Genomic DNA, 20,955 nt, shown 5'->3' on the forward strand with positions numbered 1-20,955 from the left:
GGTTCTTCAATGATTCTACCGTTTACGGTGCCAAAAAGCAGATTTATACGCCCGCAGAGCAAGACGCACCGGGTTGAGCGAAAACAGCCTGAAATAACCCCTAGTGGGCAGGCTGGCGAACAGCCCAGCCCGCCCTACACAGCGATTATTTGCTTCTTTGTTACGGCAACTAGAGCTGCGCGCTACGTGGTGCGGCGGCGACGCGGACGAGGCTTCGCCGGGGCACGCTCAAAAAGCGCCACCGACTCCACATGATGCGTATTCGGGTACATATCAAACGCTCGAAGCTGCACCATGTCCCAACCCAGCTCACGCAAAATACCGGTGTCACGACCCAGGGATGCCGGGTCGCACGCCACGTACAGAATACGCTTGGGGTCCAGCGCATCCAGGCGTTCCAGGGTGGTTCGGTTCGCACCCTCACGGGACGGGTCAAGGACCACCGCATCAATGGCGGGGATTTCACCAAACTCAAGGGCGGTCTTCAAATCCACCAGGTGGCGTGCCACGTCGCCGCGAATCACCTCAATGCGGGTGTCCGCCGAGTTATCGGTGCGGGAACAACCATCCGGCGCAAAGTTCGAGCGCGCATCCTTATGGGTCACCGGGGAACCCTCAATGCTGACGACGGTACCCGTCGCGCCCACGGCGTCCGCGAGCGCGGCGGTGAACAGGCCCGCGCCGGCATACAGGTCGAGGGTGCATTCGCCTTCCTGCGGGCGGAGCATGGTGAGCATGGTTCCGACCATGGTGGAGGGGGCGGCGCGGTGAATCTGCCAGAAGCCGCCGGCAGACACCTGGTAGCTGAATCGGCGGGAGCCGAAGGTGACTTCTTCGGTAACGGAGCGCAGGCCCGCGCCGAGCAGCTGGTCGCCTTCGGGTACGCGGCGGTAGGGGCTGTGGGCGGAGCCGGGGCGGCCGCGCTTGGGTTTGCCGTTGGAGGTAGACTGCGGGGTGAAGAAGAGGGAGATTTTGCGCTTGGCGAGCAGTCCCCAGGCGTCGGATGCCTGCTGTTCGATGTCTTTGGCGACTTCTTCGATGGAGAAGCGCGGGTCGACGATGAACTGCAAGAGGACCCTGCCGCGGGAGGAGACGGTTGCCTCGACTTCGCGTACGCCGCGCAGGTTCAGCTTCTCAAGCTCTAGGTTGCGCAGTTCGGTGGCGGCGAGGGGAAAGTCGATGACCGGTACGGGCTGGGAGGCGCGGTAGGGGTGCATGCCGATGCGCCAGGTGACGGCGGAGTTCTCATTGCCGCTGTTCTTCTGGTTGCCTGGCTTATCGCCGGGCTGGGTGCGGACCTTGGTGACGTTGTAGCGCACGCGGGTACGCCAGGACAGGCCCTCGTTGTTATCGCGCAGGGGTAGCTCTTCAACGATGAGGTTGGTCAGCAGGGGCGATTCGAGGGGCAGGCCGCCCAGGCGGTTGATCTGGGTGCGGACGATATCGGTCTTGTAGCGTCGCTGCTCGGCCAGGCTGATGTGGCCGTATTCCATACCGCCGAGCAGTTCGGGTACTCCGGTGGCTGCGGCGCGTTCCTCTTCGGTGGCGAGCGCATCCGCCTGAATCCAGGGGTGGGGGCGGCGCGCCAGGGAGGGTACGGGTACGGAGATGACGTCTGCGAAGTAGAAGCGGCGCTTGGGGCCGATTGCGGTGATGCGCACTTCTGCCTGTTCGCCGACGATGCCGTGACGCACGAAGATGACACCCTGTTCGGTGCGCGCTACGAAGGCGCCGCCGTGCGCGGGTGCCTCGCAGGTGACGGTGAGGGTCTGCCCGACGCTGTATCCGTCTACGTTGTTGGAGGCGGCAGGCGTGGTAGCAGTGTGGGTCACAGCATTGTCTCCTAAAGAATCACTTAATGTGAACTATTTTACACCGGATTGTACCTTTACTCCGGTTCCGACGCCCCGCAAGGGGCGCCTCATTAGTTGCAAAAGGCAAAGTCCAGGCGCTATGCGGGGTGCTCAAGCAAAGTTGCAGGGCAATTGACCGGGCTGGGCACCGAGCAATTATTTCTGGGCGCTAGGCAATTTTTTCTGGGTACCGGGCGATTATTACGGCTGGCGTTTCTTCTCGCGCGCCACAGCGTCCGCCTCGTGCAGGCGGCCGCGGTACACCGCGTGGCGGTTGCTCTGAATCAGTTCACGGCCGCCACCGGCAGAACGAGTAATCTTCGGGGCGACAGCTGCCGTTTGGTCCTCTGCTTCTACCGTTGATTCTTCGCTGTGTAAACGCTGATCAAAAATCTCATCATACACCTCATCCTCGTGCATCGCCCAGGGCACGGTTGCCGTCATGACACCCGGCTCGTGCAGAAGCGCCCGCTTGAGGCGGCGCACCGTGCGGCGGTGCAGAAGACGCTGCCACCAGTGCTCCACCACGAACTCCGGCAGGTACACCACCAAAATATCGCGCGGCGACTTCTTGCGGCGGCGGCGAATATACGAGACGACCGCATCCACGGTGTTACGGTACGGCGAATCAATGACGGACAGCGGCACCGGAATACCGAGGGCGTACCAGCGCTTCTTCACAATCTCCAGGGCGGCGCGGTCGTTGTTGACCGTCAGCGCCTCAATCGTGGAGGGGCGACCGGCACGCGCATAGGAGAGGGCACGAACCGCCGGGCGGCGCACACGCTCCACGTACACGATGGCGTGCACACGCGAAGGCAGTGCCGCCACATCCGCAACGGATTCGGCGTTCAGGGGGATGTCCAGGGCGGCATCCACCGCATCGTAGTGGCGGCGAGTCACAACCATACCTCCAACCATCAGGGCAATCATTCCAAGGGAGAGCCACGCACCGGCGGCGAACTTCGTCACCACGACGATGACCAGCACCGCGGCGGTCACAACCACACCCACCGCAGAGACAGCGATATCACGAATCAGGGCGCGGCGCGGCATCTGCGCGAGGGTAATACGTAGCAGACGCATGCGGTAGCGTACCACCGCAAGCTGAACCAGCACCATGGACAGGCACATGCCCACAATGTACAGCTGAATCAGCGAGTACACATCCGAACCGAAAACGGTGGTGAGGAAAATTGAGAATGCCGACAGCGCCAGCACACCGTTCGCGTACAGGCCGCGCGATTCCACGCTGCGGAAGAACACCGGCAGGTACTGGTAATCAGCCAGCGACGAGGCAATCACCGGGAAGCCCGTAAACGCAGTCAGCGAGGCAATAATCAGCACGCCCACCGTCGCAAACACCAGCAGCTGCGCGAAGAACGGAACACCCTGATAAATCGCCAAAGCCACCTGGTACAGCGCCGGCTTCTGGTGGAAGTACTCCCCCGGCGCGTGCCCGTCAATGAACAAGAAACGAGTCGTATCGTGCACCATGTGCACGCGGGTTGCCGCCGCAAAACCGAGCAGGCTCACCAGCAGGACCGAGGTGATTAGGCCCATCATCATCATGGTGACCGCCGCATTATATTTCTTCGGGCGGCGGAAATACTTCACCGAATTAGAGATCGTAGAAACACCCGAGAACGCCACCAACCCGGCGGAGAAAGAACGCGCCAGAAGCAGCACCAGCGCCAAGCCTTCCATGGCATGATCCTGGTATTCGGGGGCAATCACGTAGGTTGCCGATTCAGCCAGCGGCAGAGTACCCGTAGCGGCACGAATCCAACCCACAATGAGGGTGACTCCCAACAACGCCAAGAACACATACAGCGGCCAGTACGCAATCTTTCCCAGCAGCTGCACGCCGCGCAACGCAAACAGCGTCAGGGCAACAATGAGCAGCACCGCAATGAGGGTGCGCCAATCCTGAATCTGCGGGTACAGCGCCACCAAAAACGAGGACGCCGAAGACATCGAAACCGCCACCGTGAGTATGTAGTCCATCAGCGAGGATGCACCCATCACGATCGAGGGCAGCGCACCCAGCTTGCGGTGCACCAGCTGAATATCGCCCTCGGAGGCAATCTGATTAATGTTGTAGCGGTAGGTGCCAATCACCAGCAGACCCACCATCGCCACACCCAAACCAATCCAGGGCGAAAAAGCGAGCGCAGAGGCACCCGCGGCGGCAAGGGTCAGAATCATCTGGTCGGCGGCGTAGGCGACCGAGGAGATACCGTCGGCACCGAAAAGAGGCAGGGCGTAGCGCTTCGGCAGCGCGACTGCCGAAAGATTTCGCGTGCTGACCGGCTGACCGGTCAGGGCGATGCGCATCTTATCCCAACGATTCCTCACGCTGTTAAGGCTATCGGTCGCGGCTTCAAAGCTCAATTTTATTCAGCCGAATAGTGGGCATTGCGAGCGGAATATCACGGAGCCTCGGCGCGGAACCTCACCCGCCCATTACACTGGTAGAGGTAGGCGGTAACGCCTTCTGGACACAAAACATCAACACATTCGGAGGGTTGTATGCCTCACTTCGTCATTATGGGTGCCGGACGCGTGGGCGTCATGTTGGCGCGCACTCTGGAAGCTTCGGGGCATACGGTCGCCGTCATCGACCAGGACGAACGTGCCTTCCAGCCGTTGCGTAAGGGCTTTGAGGGGCGTCTGGTGACCGGTGTTGGCTTCGATGAGGACGCCCTCAAGCGTGCCGGTATTACCGAGGCGTACGCTTTTGCCGCCGTCTCTTCGGGCGATAACTCGAATATTATTGCCGCCCGTGTGGCACGCGAAATGTTCAAGGTGAAGAACGTTGTGGCGCGTGTGTACGACCCGAACCGCGCCGAGTTCTTCCAGCGCATGGGCATTCCCACGGTCGCGTCGGTGCGATGGTCCACCGACCAGGTGCTGCGCCGCCTGCTACCCGAGCAGGCGCTCAAGGGCGACTTCCGTGAACCCTCGGGCCGCCTCATGCTCACCGAAATTCCGCTCGACGACGGCTGGGCAGGCCACGCCCTGACCAGCATCGAAAGTGCCGCCGGGGTGCGCATTGCCTACATCACCCGCTTCGGCGAGGGCATGCTCCCCCGCCCGGACAGCGCCTACCAGCAGGGCGATAGCGTGCACGTGATGATGCGCACCGACGACGTTGCGGACGTAACCCGCATCCTCTCCCGCCCGCCGCGCGTTGAAGACGAAGAAGCGGAGGCTGAGGGGGACTACGCCCCCGCCTCGGGCCACCGCAAGCATCCGCACCGCAAGCATCCCCACGGCCCGAAGAAACCCGCCGAGCAGAAGCACAACGACGGCCCCGTCATCGAGCATGAATTCCACCTCGGTGACACTCCCCCGGAGCTGCCCGATCCCCTCGAACTCATCGGCCGCCATCGTGACCACTCGAAAGGTGAGAAGTAAGTGAAGGTCCTCATTGTTGGTGCCGGTTCCGTGGGCGCCTCCATCGCTAAAGAGCTCATGATGAACGGCCACGACGTGACCATCATCGACTCCAAGCCCGAAGCCAAGAAGCGCGCCGATCTGCCCGGCGTGCGCTGGCATATTGGTGACGCCTGCGAGCTGTCCGTGCTACGCCAGGTACACCCGAACAAGGCGGACGTGGTCGTTGCCGCAACCGGTGACGACAAGGCAAACCTAATGGTGTCCCTGCTGGCTCGTAGTGAGTTTGGTGTGCCCCGCACCGTGGCACGTGTGAACAACCCGCGTAATGAGTGGCTTTTTGATGACTCCTGGGGCGTGGACGTTGCCGTGTCCACCCCGCGCCTGATGACCGCCCTCGTCGAGGAAGCCGTGGAAGTCGGCGACGTGGTGCGCCTGCTGACCCTGCAGGCTGGCGGCGCGACCCTTGCCGAGTACACGGTGCCGGACGGCCATCCCGTCATTGGTTACCGCGTGGACCACGTGCAGTGGCCCGTCGATACGGTGCTCACCGCCATCCTGCGTGACGGTGCGCCGATCCCGCCCAGTGCGGATGTGGCGATTGAGGGCGGCGACGAGCTGTTCTTCATCACGACCATCGCCGGCGAAGACCAGATCCGCGCGCTGTTTGCATAGCGTTGTTTGAAGAGGCGAACGCCCCGGTCACCCTTCACGGGTACCGGGGCGTTCGCCTACTTTTATAAAGCTTTTGATGAAGTTGTGGGGGCGTGTCTTAGCGGTTCGCAGAGCTTTCAGGGCCTTCAGAACCTTCAGAGCCTTCAGACTCTGCGGCTACCTCAGCTTCTTCAACATCCGGTGCTTCAGTGTTCAGCGCCTCCTCGGGAGCCGACACACGCCACGCCAGCCACACGCCCAAAGCGTACAGCGGCAGACCCATAATCAGGCGGGTCGCGCCCAGCGCCTCCACATTATTCGCGAAGTACAGGGGCACTTGCACGGCAAGGCGCAGCATCATCAGCACGGTAATAATCCAGGTGGCAAGCATGTACTGGCGCAAACGCACCGGGTTCTGGCGCCAGCTCAGCGCCTCACCACGAATGACCGCGAAAATCAGACCCATCAGCGGCCAACGCACCAGCATCGACAGCAGATACGCCAGGATGTACACGCCGTTCGTCCAGAAGCCCACCACAAAGTAGTCGCTCGCATTACCGGTACGGTACGCGGCAAACGCACAGATCGCCACGCCCACCAGACCGGTCAGCGCACTCACCAGCTTAGAGCCCTGCACCAGGCGAATCAGGGTGAACACGCCCGCCGCAGCCAACGCCGCAATCAGGGACAGGTTCAGCTCCTTCGTCACGGTGAACAGCACCAGGAACGCCACCGCGGGCAGGGAGGATTCCACCAGGCCGCGCCAGCCGCCAATAGCGTGCAGAATATCCACGTCGCCGTTAGCGGTGCGGCGCATATTCGCGCCCATGGAGGCGCTCAGGCTCTGCGCCAGCTGATTCTCCTCCCGCGCCGGGACATCTGCGGTGCTAGGTGCGGGGTTAGCGTTCGGATCGGGCTGGGTCGAAGACTGCTCAGCGCTCATATTTTCCCTTCTCCACAAAGAATTGCGGCACAATCTCATAGCGCGGGTTATAAATCACCGGCTGATGCGCCCTCACAGACACCACCCCGGAACAGCGCAGCAGCGCACCGGCATGCACGCCGGGCACCATCTGCTGGCCCTGCCACTTGAGCATGACCCTATCCCCCGGATTAAACGGCGCATATGGCGGGAAAGACACCTCGTGCGGTTCCTGCACCGCCACGGTCGCCAAAGACGCCGTGTTCAGGTGGTGTTGCTTCTCGGGGTCCTCGGATTCCTCCTCGAAATCCTCACCGGGCGGCTCCACAATCGGCATACCAATCAGCGCCAGCGGGCTCGACCATTGCAGCGGCTTCGACTTAGCCACCACCAGCTCGGCACGGTACATCGGCTTATCCTGCACGGTCGGCAACCACACCTGCTCCACGCGTCCTGCAAGGCGTACGCGAAAGCGCTCGGGGTACCCGGGAGCAAGAATCTGCTCCTCAGGAACCGCGAGCGCACTCGGGTAGTTCGAGAACTCAGGCATTAGCCAATCTCGGTAATCTCAGGGCCGCGGCGAGGCATCGGGCGCAGTTTGCTGTGCTCATTCTCGGTTTCTTCCTCAACGGCGGGCTCTTCCTCAGCCGCAACGACCAGGTCGGCGGGCAGAGTCATGGGCAGCAGTTCACGCGGCGGGCGCGGGTCGTCGCCACGGTCCACCACGACGGTGCGGAATACTTCCTCCACGGAGGCGGCAGCCTTGTCGTCACCGAGCACAGCCGCGCCGGAGATGACGCCGCGCAGGAACCAGCGGGGGCCGTCCACACCCACGAAGCGGGCGATGCGCTCGCCGGGCTGGCCGTCCGGGGTGACGGCGGGCAGGCGGGTGAGCATCTCGGCACCGAAGACGCCGGCGTAGATTTCGACAACGCCGCCCTGGGAGGCGACGGACTCGGTCAGGTCGTGACGGATGTCGTCCCAGATGCCGGTGGTGCGCGGTGCGGCGAATGCCTGCACCTGCAGGGTTGCGCCGTCGCGGGTGATGGTTGCGGCGATTACCGCGCCGGTTGCGTCGTCAGTTTCGAGGCGCAGGTTCATGCCGTCGAGCAGCTTGATGCGCAGCGCACCCAGGTCGACGTAGTCTTCGAGGTCTTCGGCGGTGACTTCTTCAATATCGTGCGGGCCGTTGACGCGGTCGTACTTGATGACCTCGGGAGCATCAGCTTCGGCGCCCTCAGCCTCGATTTCCTCAGCTTCAGTGGTTTCTTCGGTCGCCTCGACTGCCTCTTCGGTCTTTGCCTCTTCAACCTCAGCGGCGTGCTTCTTCTTACCAAATCCGAACATGGTATTCCTACTTTCACCGCACGCAGGGTGCGGGGGTTTCTTCTCTTCTCTCGTGCGGCAATCGCGGTGAGAGCAGACTAGTGGATTCCGCTGGAGCCGAAGCCGCTGGAGCCGCGTTCGGTCTGTTCCAATTCATCCACCACGGTAAAGGTTGCGTGCTCGTACTTCTGAATGACCAGCTGGGCGATGCGGTCGCCGCGCTGCACGTGGAAGGACTTGGTCTTGTCAGTGTTGAGCAGGGTGACCATCAGCTCGCCGCGGTAGCCGGAATCAACGGTGCCGGGTGCGTTCACAATGGTGATACCGTTCTTGGTCGCCAGGCCGGAGCGCGGGTGAACCAGACCGACGTAGCCTTCGGGCAGGGCGATTGCCACGCCGGTGGGGACGAGGGCGCGTTCGCCCGGTTCCAGCTCGAAGTCGATGCGGGAGCGCAGGTCGGCGCCGGCGTCGCCGGGCTTTGCGTAGGCGGGTGCGGGCAGCTCGGGGTCGAGCAGCTTAATGTGGACGTTTACGGGGGTCATCATGGTCAATACTCTAACCTTTCGCGGGTGTCTGTGCCATCACCTCGCGCTGTGTTGAGGCTCTACTGCGGGGTGTTTTCGTTACGTGTTCGCGTTGAGCACATGCCGCAGCGTGTGCCGTGTTGGGTGCGACGCGGCGCTGTTCTTGTGCGCGCTTTCACATACACGCTTTCACATGCTCAACGGCACATACTCAACGGGGCGGGTGCACTCGGCACTCGCCCCGTCATGAGGTGTATGTCGGGTGGGTGTTAGCCCTTCCCTAAAGTTTTAGCCCTCGCACTCGATGCAGTAGGACAGGCCGCCCTCTTCGCGTGCAATCTGCGAGCGGTGGCGCACCAGGAAGCAGGATGCGCAGGTGAACTCGTCGTCCTGAGCGGGCAGCACAACAACGTTCAGCTCCTCGTTGGAGAGGTCAGCACCGGGCAGCTCGAAGCTTTCTGCTGCGCTGTTTTCGTCTTCGTCCACCGCACCGGACTGCATCTCGGAACGGCGGGCGTTCAGCTCCTCGTAGGACTCTTCGTTCTGCTCTTCGTCCTGCTTGCGAGGTGCATCGTAATCAGTTGCCAAACTTTCACGCTCCGTTGGTTCTGTGGCTGTGTGTTGGACTAGGCCACGCTGGTTTAATGAGTGCTCTAGGTACCGCTGGTGTGTAATTAACCCCGACGGCATGCCAGGTATTGTTCACCATTGGCACCCTATTTGTCTAATCCTGGGTAGGCTTTGGACTGTTTAGGCGTCACATTCTAGCTTTTTCGGTGCGAAAAGTACATCTTTTTTTGGTGAAAATCCCGCCTCCGCTACTGATTTACCGCGCTTTCACGGTACCCTGGTAGGTAGTTTGCGTTCCGTGCAACACATTCACGAACGCGTCCGGTTCACCTATGGAGGTTCTCATGCTTGAACTGCGTCTGATTGGCGTTCACGATGACGGCGAAAATCTGGTGCTTGAGTCTGCTGACGGCACCCGCTTCTTGCTGCCGATTGACGCGAACCTGCGCACGAGCATCACCAAGGCTCGCCGTATTCAGCCTGCCCGCGGTCTGGGCGCTAAGGGCACCTTCGGTCCGCGCGATATTCAGACCCGTTTCCGTCAGGGTGCCTCCGTTGAGGAAATCGCTGAAGAGTCCGGTTGGGAGCCGGAGCGCGTGCGCCGCTACGAGTGGCCGATTGTTGCTGAGCGTGCCCACATTATTCGTGCCGCTCAGAGCGTGAAGATTGGTCGCCGCAGCTCCGCTTCGGGTACCGCACAGATTCCCGTGACCCTGAGCGCCCGCATTGAGGAAGTCTCCGAGCGTTACGGTTTTGAGGACGCAACCCAGGACTGGACCACCCGCCAGCAGGAGAACGGCCAGTGGCGCGTTGAGGTTGATATTGCGCTGAAGGATTCGGTGCGTCAGAACCTGCCCGCGCAGGTCGTCTTCCCCGCACGTTGGGTGTACAACCCGGCGAACCAGGGCCTGTACGCGTCGAATGAGGCGGCGTACTTCCTGATGGGCAATAGTGAGGACGCTGTTGCCGCCGCCGCGAAGAAGGCTCCCGTGGAGGTTCCTCCCGCCCGCCTGCCGAAGGCACCCGAGCCCGCACCGGCACCCCTTACTTCCTCTGAGAGCGCTGATGAGCGTAAGCTCAAGGAGCTTCTGGAGCGTGCCCGTTCGGTGCGCCCGGCACAGGTTGAGGAGCCCGAGGTGTTCGTGCACCGCGAGCCCGCTCAGCCCGCTGAGCCTGTAGCACCTGCGGCTCCTGTTGCGTCTGCGTCCGCTGCCCCGGCAGCATCTGCACCGGCGGCTCCGGCTGCACCCGAGCCCTCCGCAGAGACCACCGACCCGCTGGCTGTGGATTCGGAAGCACCCTCTGAATCCGTTCCGGTCGAGTCCTTCACCCTGGCGGCACCCATCGAGGATGCACCCGCTGCTGAGGCCGCTGAGGCGCCCGCTGCTGAGGCACAGCCTGAGCCCGCCTCCGCCGAGCCTGCATCTGAGGAGAAGCCCAAGCCCTCCTCCTCGAAGAAGCAGCGTGTGAGCGTTCCGGCATGGGATGACATCATCTTCGGTAGCCGCAAGTAAGCGCCCCTCGCGCTGCCCGATAAAGGGCATCTAGGCAGTAGCTTCTAGGCAGGGGCTTTAGGCCGGGCTTTAGGCAAGGGCATCTAGACATACGAAAACCGCTGGTTATTCACCCGAATAACCAGCGGTTTTCTGTATCTTCTCAGCCTGTGCCCTCTGATGTTTTAGAAGACTAGTACTTTAGAAAGTCTTGAGCATACGCAACGGCACCAGACGCTCAGCGTCCGTCAGCGAACCGTGCTGACCAACCATGTGCAGGGCACGCTCCTGATAGTGACGCATATCGTACAGCGCCCAGTCGTCGCGAGCGCACACCATCAGGTCGCCAATGCGGCCGCGCGCCGCATCCGTAATGACCGGGCCAAAGTAGCCGGCACGCATCAGTTCGCGAGAGTCAATCACCCAGGCGCGCTCGCCCCAGTACTGCGCCCAACGCTGCGCGGTGGCGGTGCGTGCCGCCTCCGAGGTGTCTTCCAGGTACAGGTGCACGGCGCGCGGCTCACCGGCGGTCATCGCAATATTGCGGGTCAGCTCCTCAACGCCCGAGTAGTCAATGCGCTGGTGCTCGGGCACGTTCACCATGCCGTGATCGGCGGTCACGAAGAGCGCCGCCCATGCCGGGGCGCGCTCCGCCAGACGCTTCAGAGCCGAGTTCAGTTCCTCCAGCTGCTGCAGCCATTCGTTGCTGCCCACGCCGTAGCGGTGGCCCGCCGCATCAATCTCGCCCCAGTACAGGTACACGGTGGTCGGGGTGCGGCTAGACAGCGCCTCCAGGGCGTAGGTGACGCGGGCGTTATAGCCGACGGCATCCACAAAGTCGCCGCCGCGCAGCGCCGCCTCGGTCAGACCCGTGCCGCGGTACTTGCCCAGCGAAATGGTCAGCACGCGGCGGTTCGTATGGTGGCGTTCCAGCACGGTCGGCAGCGGTTGCCAGGCGTGCGGGTCCACTGACTGATCCCAGCCGGAGAGGTGGTTCATGACCGAGCCCGCTCCCCCGTTACCAGCCGGGTTGCGCACCTCGTAGCCGGCAATGCCGTGCGCGCCGGGTGCCGTGCCGGTACCAAGCGAAGTCAGGGAGGCGGCAGTCGTAGTGGGGAACGCGGCGTCCAGCGGGCCCAGGTTCAGGGTCTTACGCAGGGCGGGCGCGTAGCCACCGTAGCTGTTGAGCAGCTGCTCGCCCAGGCCGTCCACCATGATCACGCAGGCGTGACGGAACGACACCGGGTCAACATCCTGCTCCGCGAGGCGGCCGGCAAGGTTCAGCGGGTCGGCAACAGCGTGGAACGCCGGGTCGGAATCTAGCGCGTGCGCGGGGCGCGCCAGGCTTCGCTGAGCCACCAGAGAGGAGGCGGACTCCAGCACATCGGCGATGCTATTGCTACCGTAGGCGGGCGCGGGAGGCAACGGCGCGCCCAGAACATCGTGCAGGGTGGTCTGTACCGTCATAAGGTCCTCTCAGGGGTGTGGCGGGTGTGTGAAAGTACGGGGCGCCGCACGGGATTTATGCCGCGCGGGCTGTTATTGTGCGGCGAGCGCTACCACCGGTGCTTATCGGTGATGCTTATCGGCGGGTTGCGTACATGCGGGCACGGTGCAGAGCACGCGCAAAATGCTGCGCACGCTGAACCGACTCCGGGCCGTCAGCGGTCGCAGAAACACGCACCGCAATGTCCTCGCGGCGCGCATCGCCGGTGAAGCCGTGGTCGGCGTTGCACTGCGAATCCTGGCAACCGGCAGGAGCCAGCTCCATGTGCAACGAACCGGTCCAAGCAATCTGGAAGGAAATCTCAGTCGGGGCGGTGCTACCGGCGTTGTACGCCTGCGGCTGGCTGAAACCGTAGCTGATGGTGACCGCGTTCAGGGCGCTCAGGTGCACCGCCTCCACGCTCACATGCGCCACGGTGCCCTGCGCGTCACCCTCAAGGTGCTGGTCGTCCAGGTGCGCAAAGATGACGTGCTCACCGCAGAGCACCATCACGGTGATGTGGCGGTGAAAATCATCGCGGGAGAAGTGGGTTTCATGCTGTACGAAGTGCGCGTCCGGGTTCATGCCCGCTAGCGCGTCATCCACCACTTCCAGCACGAGGTCGGGGTAGAAACCGGCATGCTTAATGTCTGCGACCAGTTGCTCGCGTTCGGGGGTGGTGGCGTACATCGTACCTCTTTCGTGCGGTGCCCTCATGAGGCGACGTCGGTCGGCGCACACAATGAAGGCGGTTAGGTATTACTCCCCTCTACCTTAGAGGGTTCCAGCCGGGCTGTGCTACTTGACCACGCTAATACAGGCTCATATGACGGCGTGCACTCCCCCGGTACGCTTCGGTTACTGCTCCGCAACCGCCTTGGCGCACCCCACAGATGACGCCGACCAACCAGCCCGTCTCATCCGCTACCACCCGCTAAAATAGGAGGAGCGAAAACACACCGACACGAGGAGATATATGGCTCGCCGATCCAAATCCGCCGTCAGCGACTACCCGGTGGATGTGGTAGAGAATATCGTCGACATCGACGTATCCGCCGAGATGGAAACCAGCTTCCTGGAATACTCCTACTCGGTGATTTATTCGCGCGCCCTCCCCGACGCCCGCGACGGCCTCAAGCCCGTGCAGCGCCGCATCCTCTACATGATGCAGCAGATGGGTCTGCGCCCCGACAAGGGCCACGTCAAGAGCGCCCGCGTGACCGGCGAGGTCATGGGTAAGCTCCACCCGCACGGCGACGCCGCCATCTACGACGCGATGGTGCGCCTCGCCCAGCCCTTCGCGCTGCGCCTGCCCCTCGTTGACGGTCACGGTAACTTCGGCTCCCTCGATGACGGCCCGGCAGCCGCCCGATACACCGAAGCACGCATGGCGCCCGCCGCGCAGGCACTCACCGCGGATCTCGAAGAAGATGTGGTTGACTTCGTGCCGAACTACGACAACCAGTTTATGCAGCCCTCCGTGCTGCCCGCAGCGTTCCCAAACCTGCTTGTCAACGGCACCACCGGCATCGCGGTCGGCATGGCGACCAACATGGCGCCGCACAACCTACGCGAGGTCATCGCCGGTACCCGCCACCTCATCGCTCACCCCGAGGCGACCCTCAAAGACATCATGAAGTTCATCCCCGGCCCCGATCTGCCCACCGGCGGCACCATCGTGGGTCTGGGAGGTATCCGTGACGCCTACGAAACCGGCCGCGGCACCTTCAAGACCCGCGCGAAGGTCTCCATCGAGCAGGTCAGCCCCCGCAAGCAGGGCATTGTCGTCACCGAACTGCCGTACATGGTCGGCCCCGAAAAGGTCATCGAAAAGATTAAGGACGGCGTCAACTCCAAGAAGCTCACCGGTATCTCCGACGTGGTCGACCTGACCGACCGCACCAACGGTCTGCGCCTCGTCATCGAAATCAAGAACGGCTTCAACCCGGAGGCGGTGCTCGCCGCCCTCTACAAGCACACTCCGCTTGAGGATTCCTTCGGCATTAACAACGTGGCGCTCGTGGACGGTCAGCCGCAGACCCTCGGCTTGCTCGACCTGATGCGCGTGTACATTGACCACCGCCTGAATGTGGTCCGCCGCCGCACCGAATTCCGCCTGGGCAAGCGCACCGACCGCCTGCACCTGGTGGAGGGCCTGCTCGTGGCGATCCTCGACATTGACGAGGTCATCCAGATTATTCGTGAGTCTGATGAGACCGCTCAGGCACGTGAAAAGCTGAAGGTCGTCTTCGACCTGACCGACACCCAGGCGAACCACATTCTGGAACTGCGTCTGCGCCAGCTCACCAAGTACTCCCGCCTGGAGTTGGAAGCAGAACGCGACACCCTGCAGCAGGAAATCGCGGAACTGCAGCGTATCCTCGGCTCCGATGCGGCGCTGCGCGAGCTGGTTTCTGACGAGCTCGCCGAGGTCGCCGAACGCTACGGCACCGACCGCCGCACCCAGCTCAAAACCAAGGACGACATGCAGGTCGCCATTGAGGCAGTCACCGCGCAGTCCAAGGCGAAGAAGAGCCTGGGCCTCGCCCTCGAAATCGCTGACGATCCCTGCTGGGTGCTGCTTTCGGCCTCCGGCATGATGGGACGCACCCCCGGCAAGCCCATCCGCGAGGCGCTCGTGGATCCTGGCAAGCGTTTCAAGCACGACGTGTTCACCTCGATTGTGCCGACCACCGCGCGCGGCGAAATCGGTGCCGTGACCTCCGCAGGACGCATGGTGCGCCTGTCCGTCATGGACATTGCGGTGCTGGACGAGAACGGCGGCACCCCCTCCATGGCGTCGGCGGTGAAGGCAGCCGAGCTGGTTCAGCTCGCCAAGGGTGAGAAGCTGGTCGCCCTCGTACCGCTGAACACGGTGCTGGCGCTGGCAACCGCGGGCGGCGTGATTAAGCGCCTCAACCCGGATTACCCGCTGAACCAGACCGAGTGGGACATCATGAAACTCAAGGACGGCGACGAAATCGTAGCCGCCGCCCCCTGCCCCACCGACGATGCGGTACTCACTTTCGTCACTCGTGACGCGAAGCTGCTGACCTTCGACGCGGCGAAGGTCCGCCCGCAGGGACGCACCGGCGGCGGTATCGCAGGCATCAAGCTTGCCGACGGCGACCGCCTCATCGCCCTGGGGGTGACCGCGCCCGGCGACGCGGCGGAGGTCGTAACCGTCACCAACGGCAAGGACGGCCTGGCGAGCGCCAAGGTCACCGCCCTGAGCGAGTACCCACAGAAGGGCCGCGCGACCGGTGGTGTGCGTGCGCACCGCTTCCTCACCGGTGAGAGCCAGCTGGCTCTGGCGTGGGTTGGCGTGGGCCCGGCGAAGGCGGCGTCCTCCGGCGGTGTGGCTCGTTCCCTGCCGACTGAGCACGGTGCCCGTGACGGTTCCGGTGTGATGCTTACTCAGAGCATCGGCATTGTGGGCCCGAACTATGCGGCTGTTTCTGCTGAGCTGGCGGTTAGCCCGGAGGGTGAAAAGCTCTTCTAGGCGCGCCGTTCACGGCCTTTCGACCTCATGTTGCTAACGAAGCCGGGGGTGAAGACACGTTGTGTGTGTCTTCACCCCCGGCTTTTATGTGGTGTACCTTAAGTAACACAGCACACATTTATTGACGCATTGTTCTTAGAGGATTTGTCGTGCTTGATTTACTGTCCGTCACACCAGAGTTATTTATCGTGCTCCTGCTTGCTGCCTTCTGCGCGGGATGCATTGACTCTGTCGTGGGCGGAGGCGGCATGATCCAGCTCCCCGCCCTACTCATGGCGCCCGGATTCTCCCCCGTCGCCGCCCTGAGCACCAATAAAGTTGCCAGTTCCATGGGCACTTTGACGAGCGCCTCAACCTATATTCGCTCGCTCAAAATCCCGTGGAAAATCCTGCTCCCCGTAGCGTTCGTGGCGTTCTGCGCCTCCGCCGCCGGCGCGTACTGCGCCACGATCCTGCCAGCACATATTTTCCGCCCTGCCATTGTGGTGGTTCTAGCCGCTATCCTCGTCTTCTCAGTGCTACAACCGCGCATACCTCGCGGGCAGCCTCGCGTGCTCGCAACCTCATCGTTCCTAGTGCGCGGCTTTGCGCTGGGTCTGATTCTGGGCGGCTACGACGGCATCCTCGGGGCTGGCACCGGCGCGATGATGCTCGTCGCCCTGCAGATAGCCATGGGCTACGATATGCTCCACGCAACCGCAGCCGCCAAGGTTCTCAACACCGCCACCAACCTCGGCGCGCTCCTCTATTTCATTCCGCTAGGCTCGATTCACTGGTTCCTCGGAATTGCCATGGGATGGGCCAACATGGCGGGAAGCTGGGTTGGTGCCCGCACCGCAATTCACCTGGGTGAACGATTCATTCGCCACGTGCTCGTTATCGTTATGACCCTCATGCTGCTGCGATTGAGCGCGCAGATACTCGGCTGGGTTTAGCTCCCTCCTCCCCACCCTCACCCGAACCTATTCGCGCGGAGATATAAACACTCAGAACTATCTGCGCACAAAGAAATGCCCCGGTACTTTCACGAAGTACCGGGGCATTCCTCGCAGTTTCTTGCGTTCAATCTCGCCCGTGGTGGCTACGCTCAGCTGCGTTTAGAGGCGAACCACCTCGTCGCAGCGGGCAATATCCTCAGGACGGTGCGACACCAGAACCGTAGCCACGGAGCTGGAGCGGGTTGCCGCGTCCAAGTCAGCCATCAGTGCGCGGGCAGACTCAGCATCCAGGTGCGCGGTCGGCTCATCCAGCAGCAGCACCGGCGAGTTCACCAGCAGGGCACGAGCCACCGCCAGACGCTGACGCTGACCACCCGACAGGAAGGAACCGCCAGCGCCCACCGGGGTGCGCAGGCCCTGAGGCAGAGCGTCAAACCACTCGCCCAGACCCACACGGCGCAGAACCTCAATCAGCTCTTCCTCGCTCGGGCGATCCGAACGGTCACGAGCCAGCATCAGGTTACCCTCAAGGGTCGACTCGAAAATGTGAGCCGCCTGCGGGCACCACGCTGCGTAGCCGCGCAGCTGCTCACCTTCCAGGACCTCACCGGAAGCCAGCACGCGGCCGGACTCCAGTGGCAAGAAGCCCAGAACGGTTGCAAGCACCGTAGACTTACCGGAACCGGAGGGGCCGGTCACCGCAGTCCAGGAGCCCGCACGGGCGTTCATGTTCAGGTCGGTGAAGACCGGGTGATCCATGCCGGGCCAGCGGGCGGCAGCGTCCTGCAGGCTCAGGGCGGGTTCAGCGACCTTCACACCGAGTTCCTGCGGGGTACCGCAGCTGACCAGCTTGGGCTCGCCGGGCTTCGGCGGGCGCGGAGTATCGCTCTGAGAACCAGCCGCAGATTCGGGGCGATCAAAGCGGTGAGCACGCTGACGGTCAGCCTCCAGCAGCTCCTCCATCTCAGCCTCCGCGCGGGCACGCAGACGCTCAACACGACGCGGCAGAACGTGGGTGTCCACCTCAGCCTCGGTCGGCACGGAACGCTTCAGGGTCGAGGTCGCAACAACACCCTCCAGGGATACGTCACGCACGCTCGGGGCAATCGTCGCGAGCAGGCGGCTGAACGCGGGCCAGGAGCGGACCGCCTCAACATGGCCCAGGGAGCTTTCCAGCATGCCGGTGCACAGCAGCACCACAATCGCCGCTTCGGGGGCACGCACGGTGCCATCAACAGCCAGCGGGTATGCAATGACTGCGCTCGCCAGAGCTGCACCGAACCAGCTCAGAGTCACGAGGGTACGACCCACGCCCTGAGCGGTCGAGCCCTTCTGCAGGGCGGACAGGTTCTCGGCGTCCAGGGCGCCGTTAGCCTTCTCAGCGGTGGTTGCCACGCCGTTAGCGCGCAAATCCTCAGCAGCCGAGAGCATGCCGGTGCCCAGGCGCAGCATCTGCGCGGTGGAGCGGCGAGCCAGCGCCTCCGCGCGGGCATCGGCGCGGAGCACAATCCACGGAGCCACAAAAGTGCTGACCAGCACGGCAAGCAGAACCGGAATCAGAGCCTGCGGCAGAATGCACGCGGTCGTAATCAGCGCCGCGGTCATGACCAGCAGGTGCGCAGCCGGTGGAATAATAACGCGCGGCACGCCGTCACGCAGCTCATCAATACCGCCCACGAGGCGTTCGAGCAGCGCGTCACCACGCAGCAGGGCACGAACGCTGCTCACGCTCTGCCATGCGCCAACCCAGGCGCGCAGACGCAGAATATTTGCGGCGGCAAGAACCTTCGAGTGGGTCATCAGACGCTCAGCGTAGCGGGCGCAGGCACGACCCAGGCCGAAGAAACGCACGCCCACAATGGCGACCATCAGGTACATCATTGCCGGGCCCTCGGCGGCGCGAACAATCAGCCAGCCGGACAGCGCGGTCAGTGCCGCAGCCATCAGGGAAGTAATCGCAGCCATGATGACCGGGCCGGTTGCGGCGCGAACACCGATACCGGTCAGTTCCTTCAGGGTGCGCAGGCTTGCGAACAGGCCAGCAGGCGCAGCTTCCTCGGCCTCGACAGCTGCGGAGGCGCCCGCCGGGGCGGTGCTTTCAGCCTCGTACTCTTCCCTGTCCTTGAGCAGGTGCGCGGGGGCTTGCGCGGGAACCGCAACGCGGGCGGTATTCGCCTCGGCGGTCCATGTGTAGCCCTGGGCGGTCTGCACGGCACGAACGAGGATATCGCAGCCAGCGGCGAGCTCCTGCTCGTGGGTCACGATCAGCACGGTTGCGCCAAGTTCCGCCAGGCGGTGCAGGGCACGGGTCACCAGGTATGCCGAGTAGGCGTCCAGGTGCGCGGTCGGCTCATCCACCAGGACCGTCAGCACGGTCTGTTCACCGCCGGCACGGTAGATAGCCTCGGCACGAGCCAGGGTGCGTGCCACGGCGAGGCGGCGTGCCTGACCTGCGCTGAGGGCACCGGGTTCGAGGGCGGTCAGCTTCTCCATGCCCAGCTGAGCCAGCGGGCCAACCAGCAGCGTGGACTCGGCATCGGTGACGGACAGCTTCTTGGAGTCCATCGCTTCACTGAGCAGAGCGGCTGCACGCTCACGCTCCGCCTCGGTGGCGCTGAGTGCGTAGAGCGCCATTTCGGTCTGCACGGTCGGCGCGGTGAAGACCGGCGACTGCGGAATAACCAGGGTGGTTCCCAGACCGGTCACGCTACCGGTCAGGTGCACGGGCTCCTCCGAGCCGGTGGGCACCAGACCCTCGCGCACGGCACCGGAGAACACGTTCAGCAGGGTGGACTTACCGCAGCCGGACTCACCCATCACGCCGATAACCGCGCCGCGTGCATCCTGGGCAGTTACACCCTGAGCGGTAGCAACGCGACGGTCCAGATTCAGGGACAGGTTAGTCAGCACAGCAGGACGCGCCGGGTAGCTCACCGACAGGTCCTTAACGACGATGGTGGAAGGCTGAGCCTTCTGCACTGCCGAATCCTGCACTGCCGGATCCTGCACTGCCGGATCCTGCACTGCCGGATCCTGTGCATTCGAGTCCGCAGCGGCGGCGGGCAGGGGCGCATCAATAATCTTCTGGGCGCTACGCAGGGCGGCAACGCCGTCCTCCGACTGGTGGTAGGCGGCACCCACATCACGCAGCGGCTGGTAGCATTCGGGGGCCAGCAGCAGCACGAGAATTGCGGTATCCAGGCCCAGGGTGCCGTTGACCAGGCGCACACCAATCAGCACAGCAATCAGCGCCACCGAAATAGTGGTGATGAGCTCCAGAGCGAGCGAAGACATGAAAGCGCTACGCAAAGTCTGCATGGTGCGTTCACGGTAACGCTGGCCGAGGGCGTTCATGGAGCGGGTCTGTGCACGTTCACGGCCCAGACCGATAATGACGGGCAGGCCGCGCACCAGCTCCAGAATATGGTCGGAGAGGCGGTGCAGCTCAGCCTGAGCTTCTGCGGTTTCGTCGCGGGTGTTCTTACCAATCAGGATCATGAACACCGGAATAAGCGGCAAGGTGCATACCAGCACCATGGCGCTCATCCAGTCTAGGGCCGCCACAACAACCCAGAGGATAAACGGCACAATCGCGGTGGACACGAACGCGGTCAGGGTCTTCGTGTAGTAGTCATCCAGGGCGTTCAGGCCGCGGGACAGCAACACAGCGGTCGCGCCGGTACCTTCGGGGGTGTCTGCGCCACCGGTGGCGAGCACACGCTTGAGCAGCGAGGAACGAATCTGAGACTTCGCTCCGGAGGCGGCACGCTGCGCGCTCACAGCCAGCAGGTAGTCGGTACCCGAGCGGACGAGCAGGGCAGCCACGGCGACCGCAATCAGGCCGGGGGTAATGGTGTCTGCGTCACCGAAGATACCACCGAGGCCGAGCAGCCAGCCGCCGTGCGCCTCCAGCTGCGCCTGCGCGGAGCCCGAGAACTCAATGTAGGCGCGGTACACGTCCGGGGCGCTGGTCTCTTTGAGACGCGCGTGCTCGGCGGCAACAGCGGCGAAACCGGCGTGTGCCGCGCGGGCAATAATCACAGCCAAGGCGGCACTGAAAAGCACCGTCGCGAGGGTGTGCACGGCGGTGATAACACCGAACGTGCTGAGGGTTTTACGGGCGTCAGGGCCCAGAGGTGGGCGGCGGTCAGCGCGGTCATTGCGCTTTCCCTCGGTCACCTCTGGTGCCTCAGTGTTCTGATGTTTGTCAGCATGACGCGGTGTGTGCGTTCGACTCACGTGTTGTCCTTAGTCTTCTGCTGTTTTTACCTCCCATCAGTTTAAGGGT

15 protein-coding genes are annotated in these 20,955 nt (G+C 63.2%); 5 read left to right on the forward strand and 10 right to left on the reverse strand.

From position 1 onward, the window contains the following. Positions 1-182: 182 nt before the first annotated feature. Both ACP3RB_RS04770 and ACP3RB_RS04775 read right to left on the reverse strand, forming a co-directional pair. Positions 183-1,832 (reverse strand): class I SAM-dependent RNA methyltransferase, encoded by a 1,650-nt coding sequence (locus tag ACP3RB_RS04770; RefSeq protein ID WP_426698664.1) that lies wholly within the window; start codon positions 1,830-1,832, stop codon positions 183-185. Between the two features lie 222 nt (positions 1,833-2,054). Continuing rightward, positions 2,055-4,190 carry an APC family permease gene (locus tag ACP3RB_RS04775; protein ID WP_311452789.1) on the reverse strand — a complete coding sequence of 712 codons (2,136 nt, stop codon included), beginning with the start codon at positions 4,188-4,190 and terminating at the stop codon, positions 2,055-2,057. Positions 4,191-4,385: 195 nt separating this feature from the next. Here ACP3RB_RS04775 and ACP3RB_RS04780 point away from each other — a divergent pair, with 195 nt between their 5' ends. Further along, entirely contained in the window at positions 4,386-5,273 is an 888-nt protein-coding gene (locus tag ACP3RB_RS04780; protein WP_426698665.1) for a potassium channel family protein, read from the forward strand. Continuing rightward, the gene (locus ACP3RB_RS04785) at positions 5,274-5,927 is read left to right on the forward strand and encodes a potassium channel family protein (RefSeq protein ID WP_303977894.1); all 654 of its coding nucleotides are present in this window, start codon (positions 5,274-5,276) and stop codon (positions 5,925-5,927) included. 97 nt (positions 5,928-6,024) lie between these two features. Here ACP3RB_RS04785 and ACP3RB_RS04790 read toward each other — a convergent pair whose 3' ends face one another. The 5 genes from ACP3RB_RS04790 to ACP3RB_RS04810 all read right to left on the reverse strand — a co-directional run bounded on the left by ACP3RB_RS04790 (position 6,025) and on the right by ACP3RB_RS04810 (position 9,266). Then, positions 6,025-6,849, reverse strand: coding sequence for a DUF3159 domain-containing protein (locus tag ACP3RB_RS04790; protein ID WP_426698666.1), 825 nt, complete (start codon positions 6,847-6,849; stop codon positions 6,025-6,027). Then, a complete protein-coding gene (locus ACP3RB_RS04795) occupies positions 6,839-7,378 on the reverse strand; it encodes an asparaginase (RefSeq protein WP_424824945.1) in 540 nt (179 codons plus the stop codon). Before ACP3RB_RS04795 ends, ACP3RB_RS04790 begins: the two co-directional genes overlap by 11 nt. Further along, entirely contained in the window at positions 7,378-8,175 is a 798-nt protein-coding gene (locus tag ACP3RB_RS04800; protein WP_426698667.1) for a DUF3710 domain-containing protein, read from the reverse strand. Before ACP3RB_RS04800 ends, ACP3RB_RS04795 begins: the two co-directional genes overlap by 1 nt. Positions 8,176-8,252: 77 nt before the next feature. After that, complete coding sequence (gene dut / locus ACP3RB_RS04805) at positions 8,253-8,699, reverse strand: dUTP diphosphatase (protein ID WP_044142235.1); 447 nt, start codon at positions 8,697-8,699, stop codon at positions 8,253-8,255. A 267-nt stretch (positions 8,700-8,966) separates the two neighbouring features. Continuing rightward, positions 8,967-9,266: a DUF4193 domain-containing protein gene (locus ACP3RB_RS04810; RefSeq protein WP_005506382.1), complete on the reverse strand. Its 300-nt coding sequence runs from the start codon at positions 9,264-9,266 to the stop codon at positions 8,967-8,969. A 326-nt stretch (positions 9,267-9,592) separates the two neighbouring features. Here ACP3RB_RS04810 and sepH point away from each other — a divergent pair, with 326 nt between their 5' ends. Beyond that, positions 9,593-10,762 (forward strand): septation protein SepH, encoded by a 1,170-nt coding sequence (gene sepH / locus ACP3RB_RS04815; RefSeq protein ID WP_426698668.1) that lies wholly within the window; start codon positions 9,593-9,595, stop codon positions 10,760-10,762. A 180-nt stretch (positions 10,763-10,942) separates the two neighbouring features. Here the strand turns inward: sepH and ACP3RB_RS04820 are convergent, their stop codons facing one another. Together ACP3RB_RS04820 and ACP3RB_RS04825 are read right to left on the reverse strand one after the other, a co-directional pair. Then, a complete protein-coding gene (locus ACP3RB_RS04820) occupies positions 10,943-12,208 on the reverse strand; it encodes an alkaline phosphatase family protein (RefSeq protein ID WP_426698669.1) in 1,266 nt (421 codons plus the stop codon). 115 nt (positions 12,209-12,323) lie between these two features. Then, positions 12,324-12,917 (reverse strand): DUF5998 family protein, encoded by a 594-nt coding sequence (locus tag ACP3RB_RS04825; RefSeq protein ID WP_426698670.1) that lies wholly within the window; start codon positions 12,915-12,917, stop codon positions 12,324-12,326. A gap of 286 nt (positions 12,918-13,203) precedes the next feature. Here ACP3RB_RS04825 and ACP3RB_RS04830 point away from each other — a divergent pair, with 286 nt between their 5' ends. Together ACP3RB_RS04830 and ACP3RB_RS04835 are read left to right on the forward strand one after the other, a co-directional pair. Further along, positions 13,204-15,729, forward strand: a complete 2,526-nt coding sequence (locus tag ACP3RB_RS04830) for a DNA gyrase/topoisomerase IV subunit A (RefSeq protein ID WP_303974673.1) — start codon at positions 13,204-13,206, stop codon at positions 15,727-15,729. A 248-nt stretch (positions 15,730-15,977) separates the two neighbouring features. Beyond that, positions 15,978-16,664, forward strand: coding sequence for a TSUP family transporter (locus ACP3RB_RS04835; RefSeq protein ID WP_246827947.1), 687 nt, complete (start codon positions 15,978-15,980; stop codon positions 16,662-16,664). A gap of 162 nt (positions 16,665-16,826) precedes the next feature. On the opposite strand, the gene ACP3RB_RS04840 is transcribed toward ACP3RB_RS04835, so the two are convergent. Continuing rightward, on the reverse strand, positions 16,827-20,846 hold the full coding sequence (locus ACP3RB_RS04840; protein WP_426698671.1) for an ATP-binding cassette domain-containing protein: 4,020 nt from the start codon (positions 20,844-20,846) through the stop codon (positions 16,827-16,829). Positions 20,847-20,955 lie beyond the last annotated feature (109 nt).

It is taken from the genome of Rothia mucilaginosa (genome assembly GCF_049990865.1).
Classification (GTDB): Bacteria; Actinomycetota; Actinomycetes; order Actinomycetales; family Micrococcaceae; genus Rothia; species Rothia mucilaginosa_I.

Bases quoted from the DNA above. Each gene is read 5' to 3' on its own strand.
- ACP3RB_RS04775 (WP_311452789.1), bottom strand. From the start codon at position 4,190: ATGCGCATCGCCCTGACCGGTCAGCCGGTCAGCACGCGAAATCTTTCG.
- ACP3RB_RS04780 (WP_426698665.1), top strand. From the start codon at position 4,386: ATGCCTCACTTCGTCATTATGGGTGCCGGACGCGTGGGCGTCATGTTG.
- ACP3RB_RS04790 (WP_426698666.1), bottom strand. From the start codon at position 6,849: ATGAGCGCTGAGCAGTCTTCGACCCAGCCCGATCCGAACGCTAACCCC.
- ACP3RB_RS04795 (WP_424824945.1), bottom strand. From the start codon at position 7,378: ATGCCTGAGTTCTCGAACTACCCGAGTGCGCTCGCGGTTCCTGAGGAG.
- ACP3RB_RS04800 (WP_426698667.1), bottom strand. From the start codon at position 8,175: ATGTTCGGATTTGGTAAGAAGAAGCACGCCGCTGAGGTTGAAGAGGCA.
- dut (WP_044142235.1), bottom strand. From the start codon at position 8,699: ATGATGACCCCCGTAAACGTCCACATTAAGCTGCTCGACCCCGAGCTG.
- sepH (WP_426698668.1), top strand. From the start codon at position 9,593: ATGCTTGAACTGCGTCTGATTGGCGTTCACGATGACGGCGAAAATCTG.
- ACP3RB_RS04820 (WP_426698669.1), bottom strand. From the start codon at position 12,208: ATGACGGTACAGACCACCCTGCACGATGTTCTGGGCGCGCCGTTGCCT.
- ACP3RB_RS04825 (WP_426698670.1), bottom strand. From the start codon at position 12,917: ATGTACGCCACCACCCCCGAACGCGAGCAACTGGTCGCAGACATTAAG.
- ACP3RB_RS04830 (WP_303974673.1), top strand. From the start codon at position 13,204: ATGGCTCGCCGATCCAAATCCGCCGTCAGCGACTACCCGGTGGATGTG.
- ACP3RB_RS04835 (WP_246827947.1), top strand. From the start codon at position 15,978: ATGATCCAGCTCCCCGCCCTACTCATGGCGCCCGGATTCTCCCCCGTC.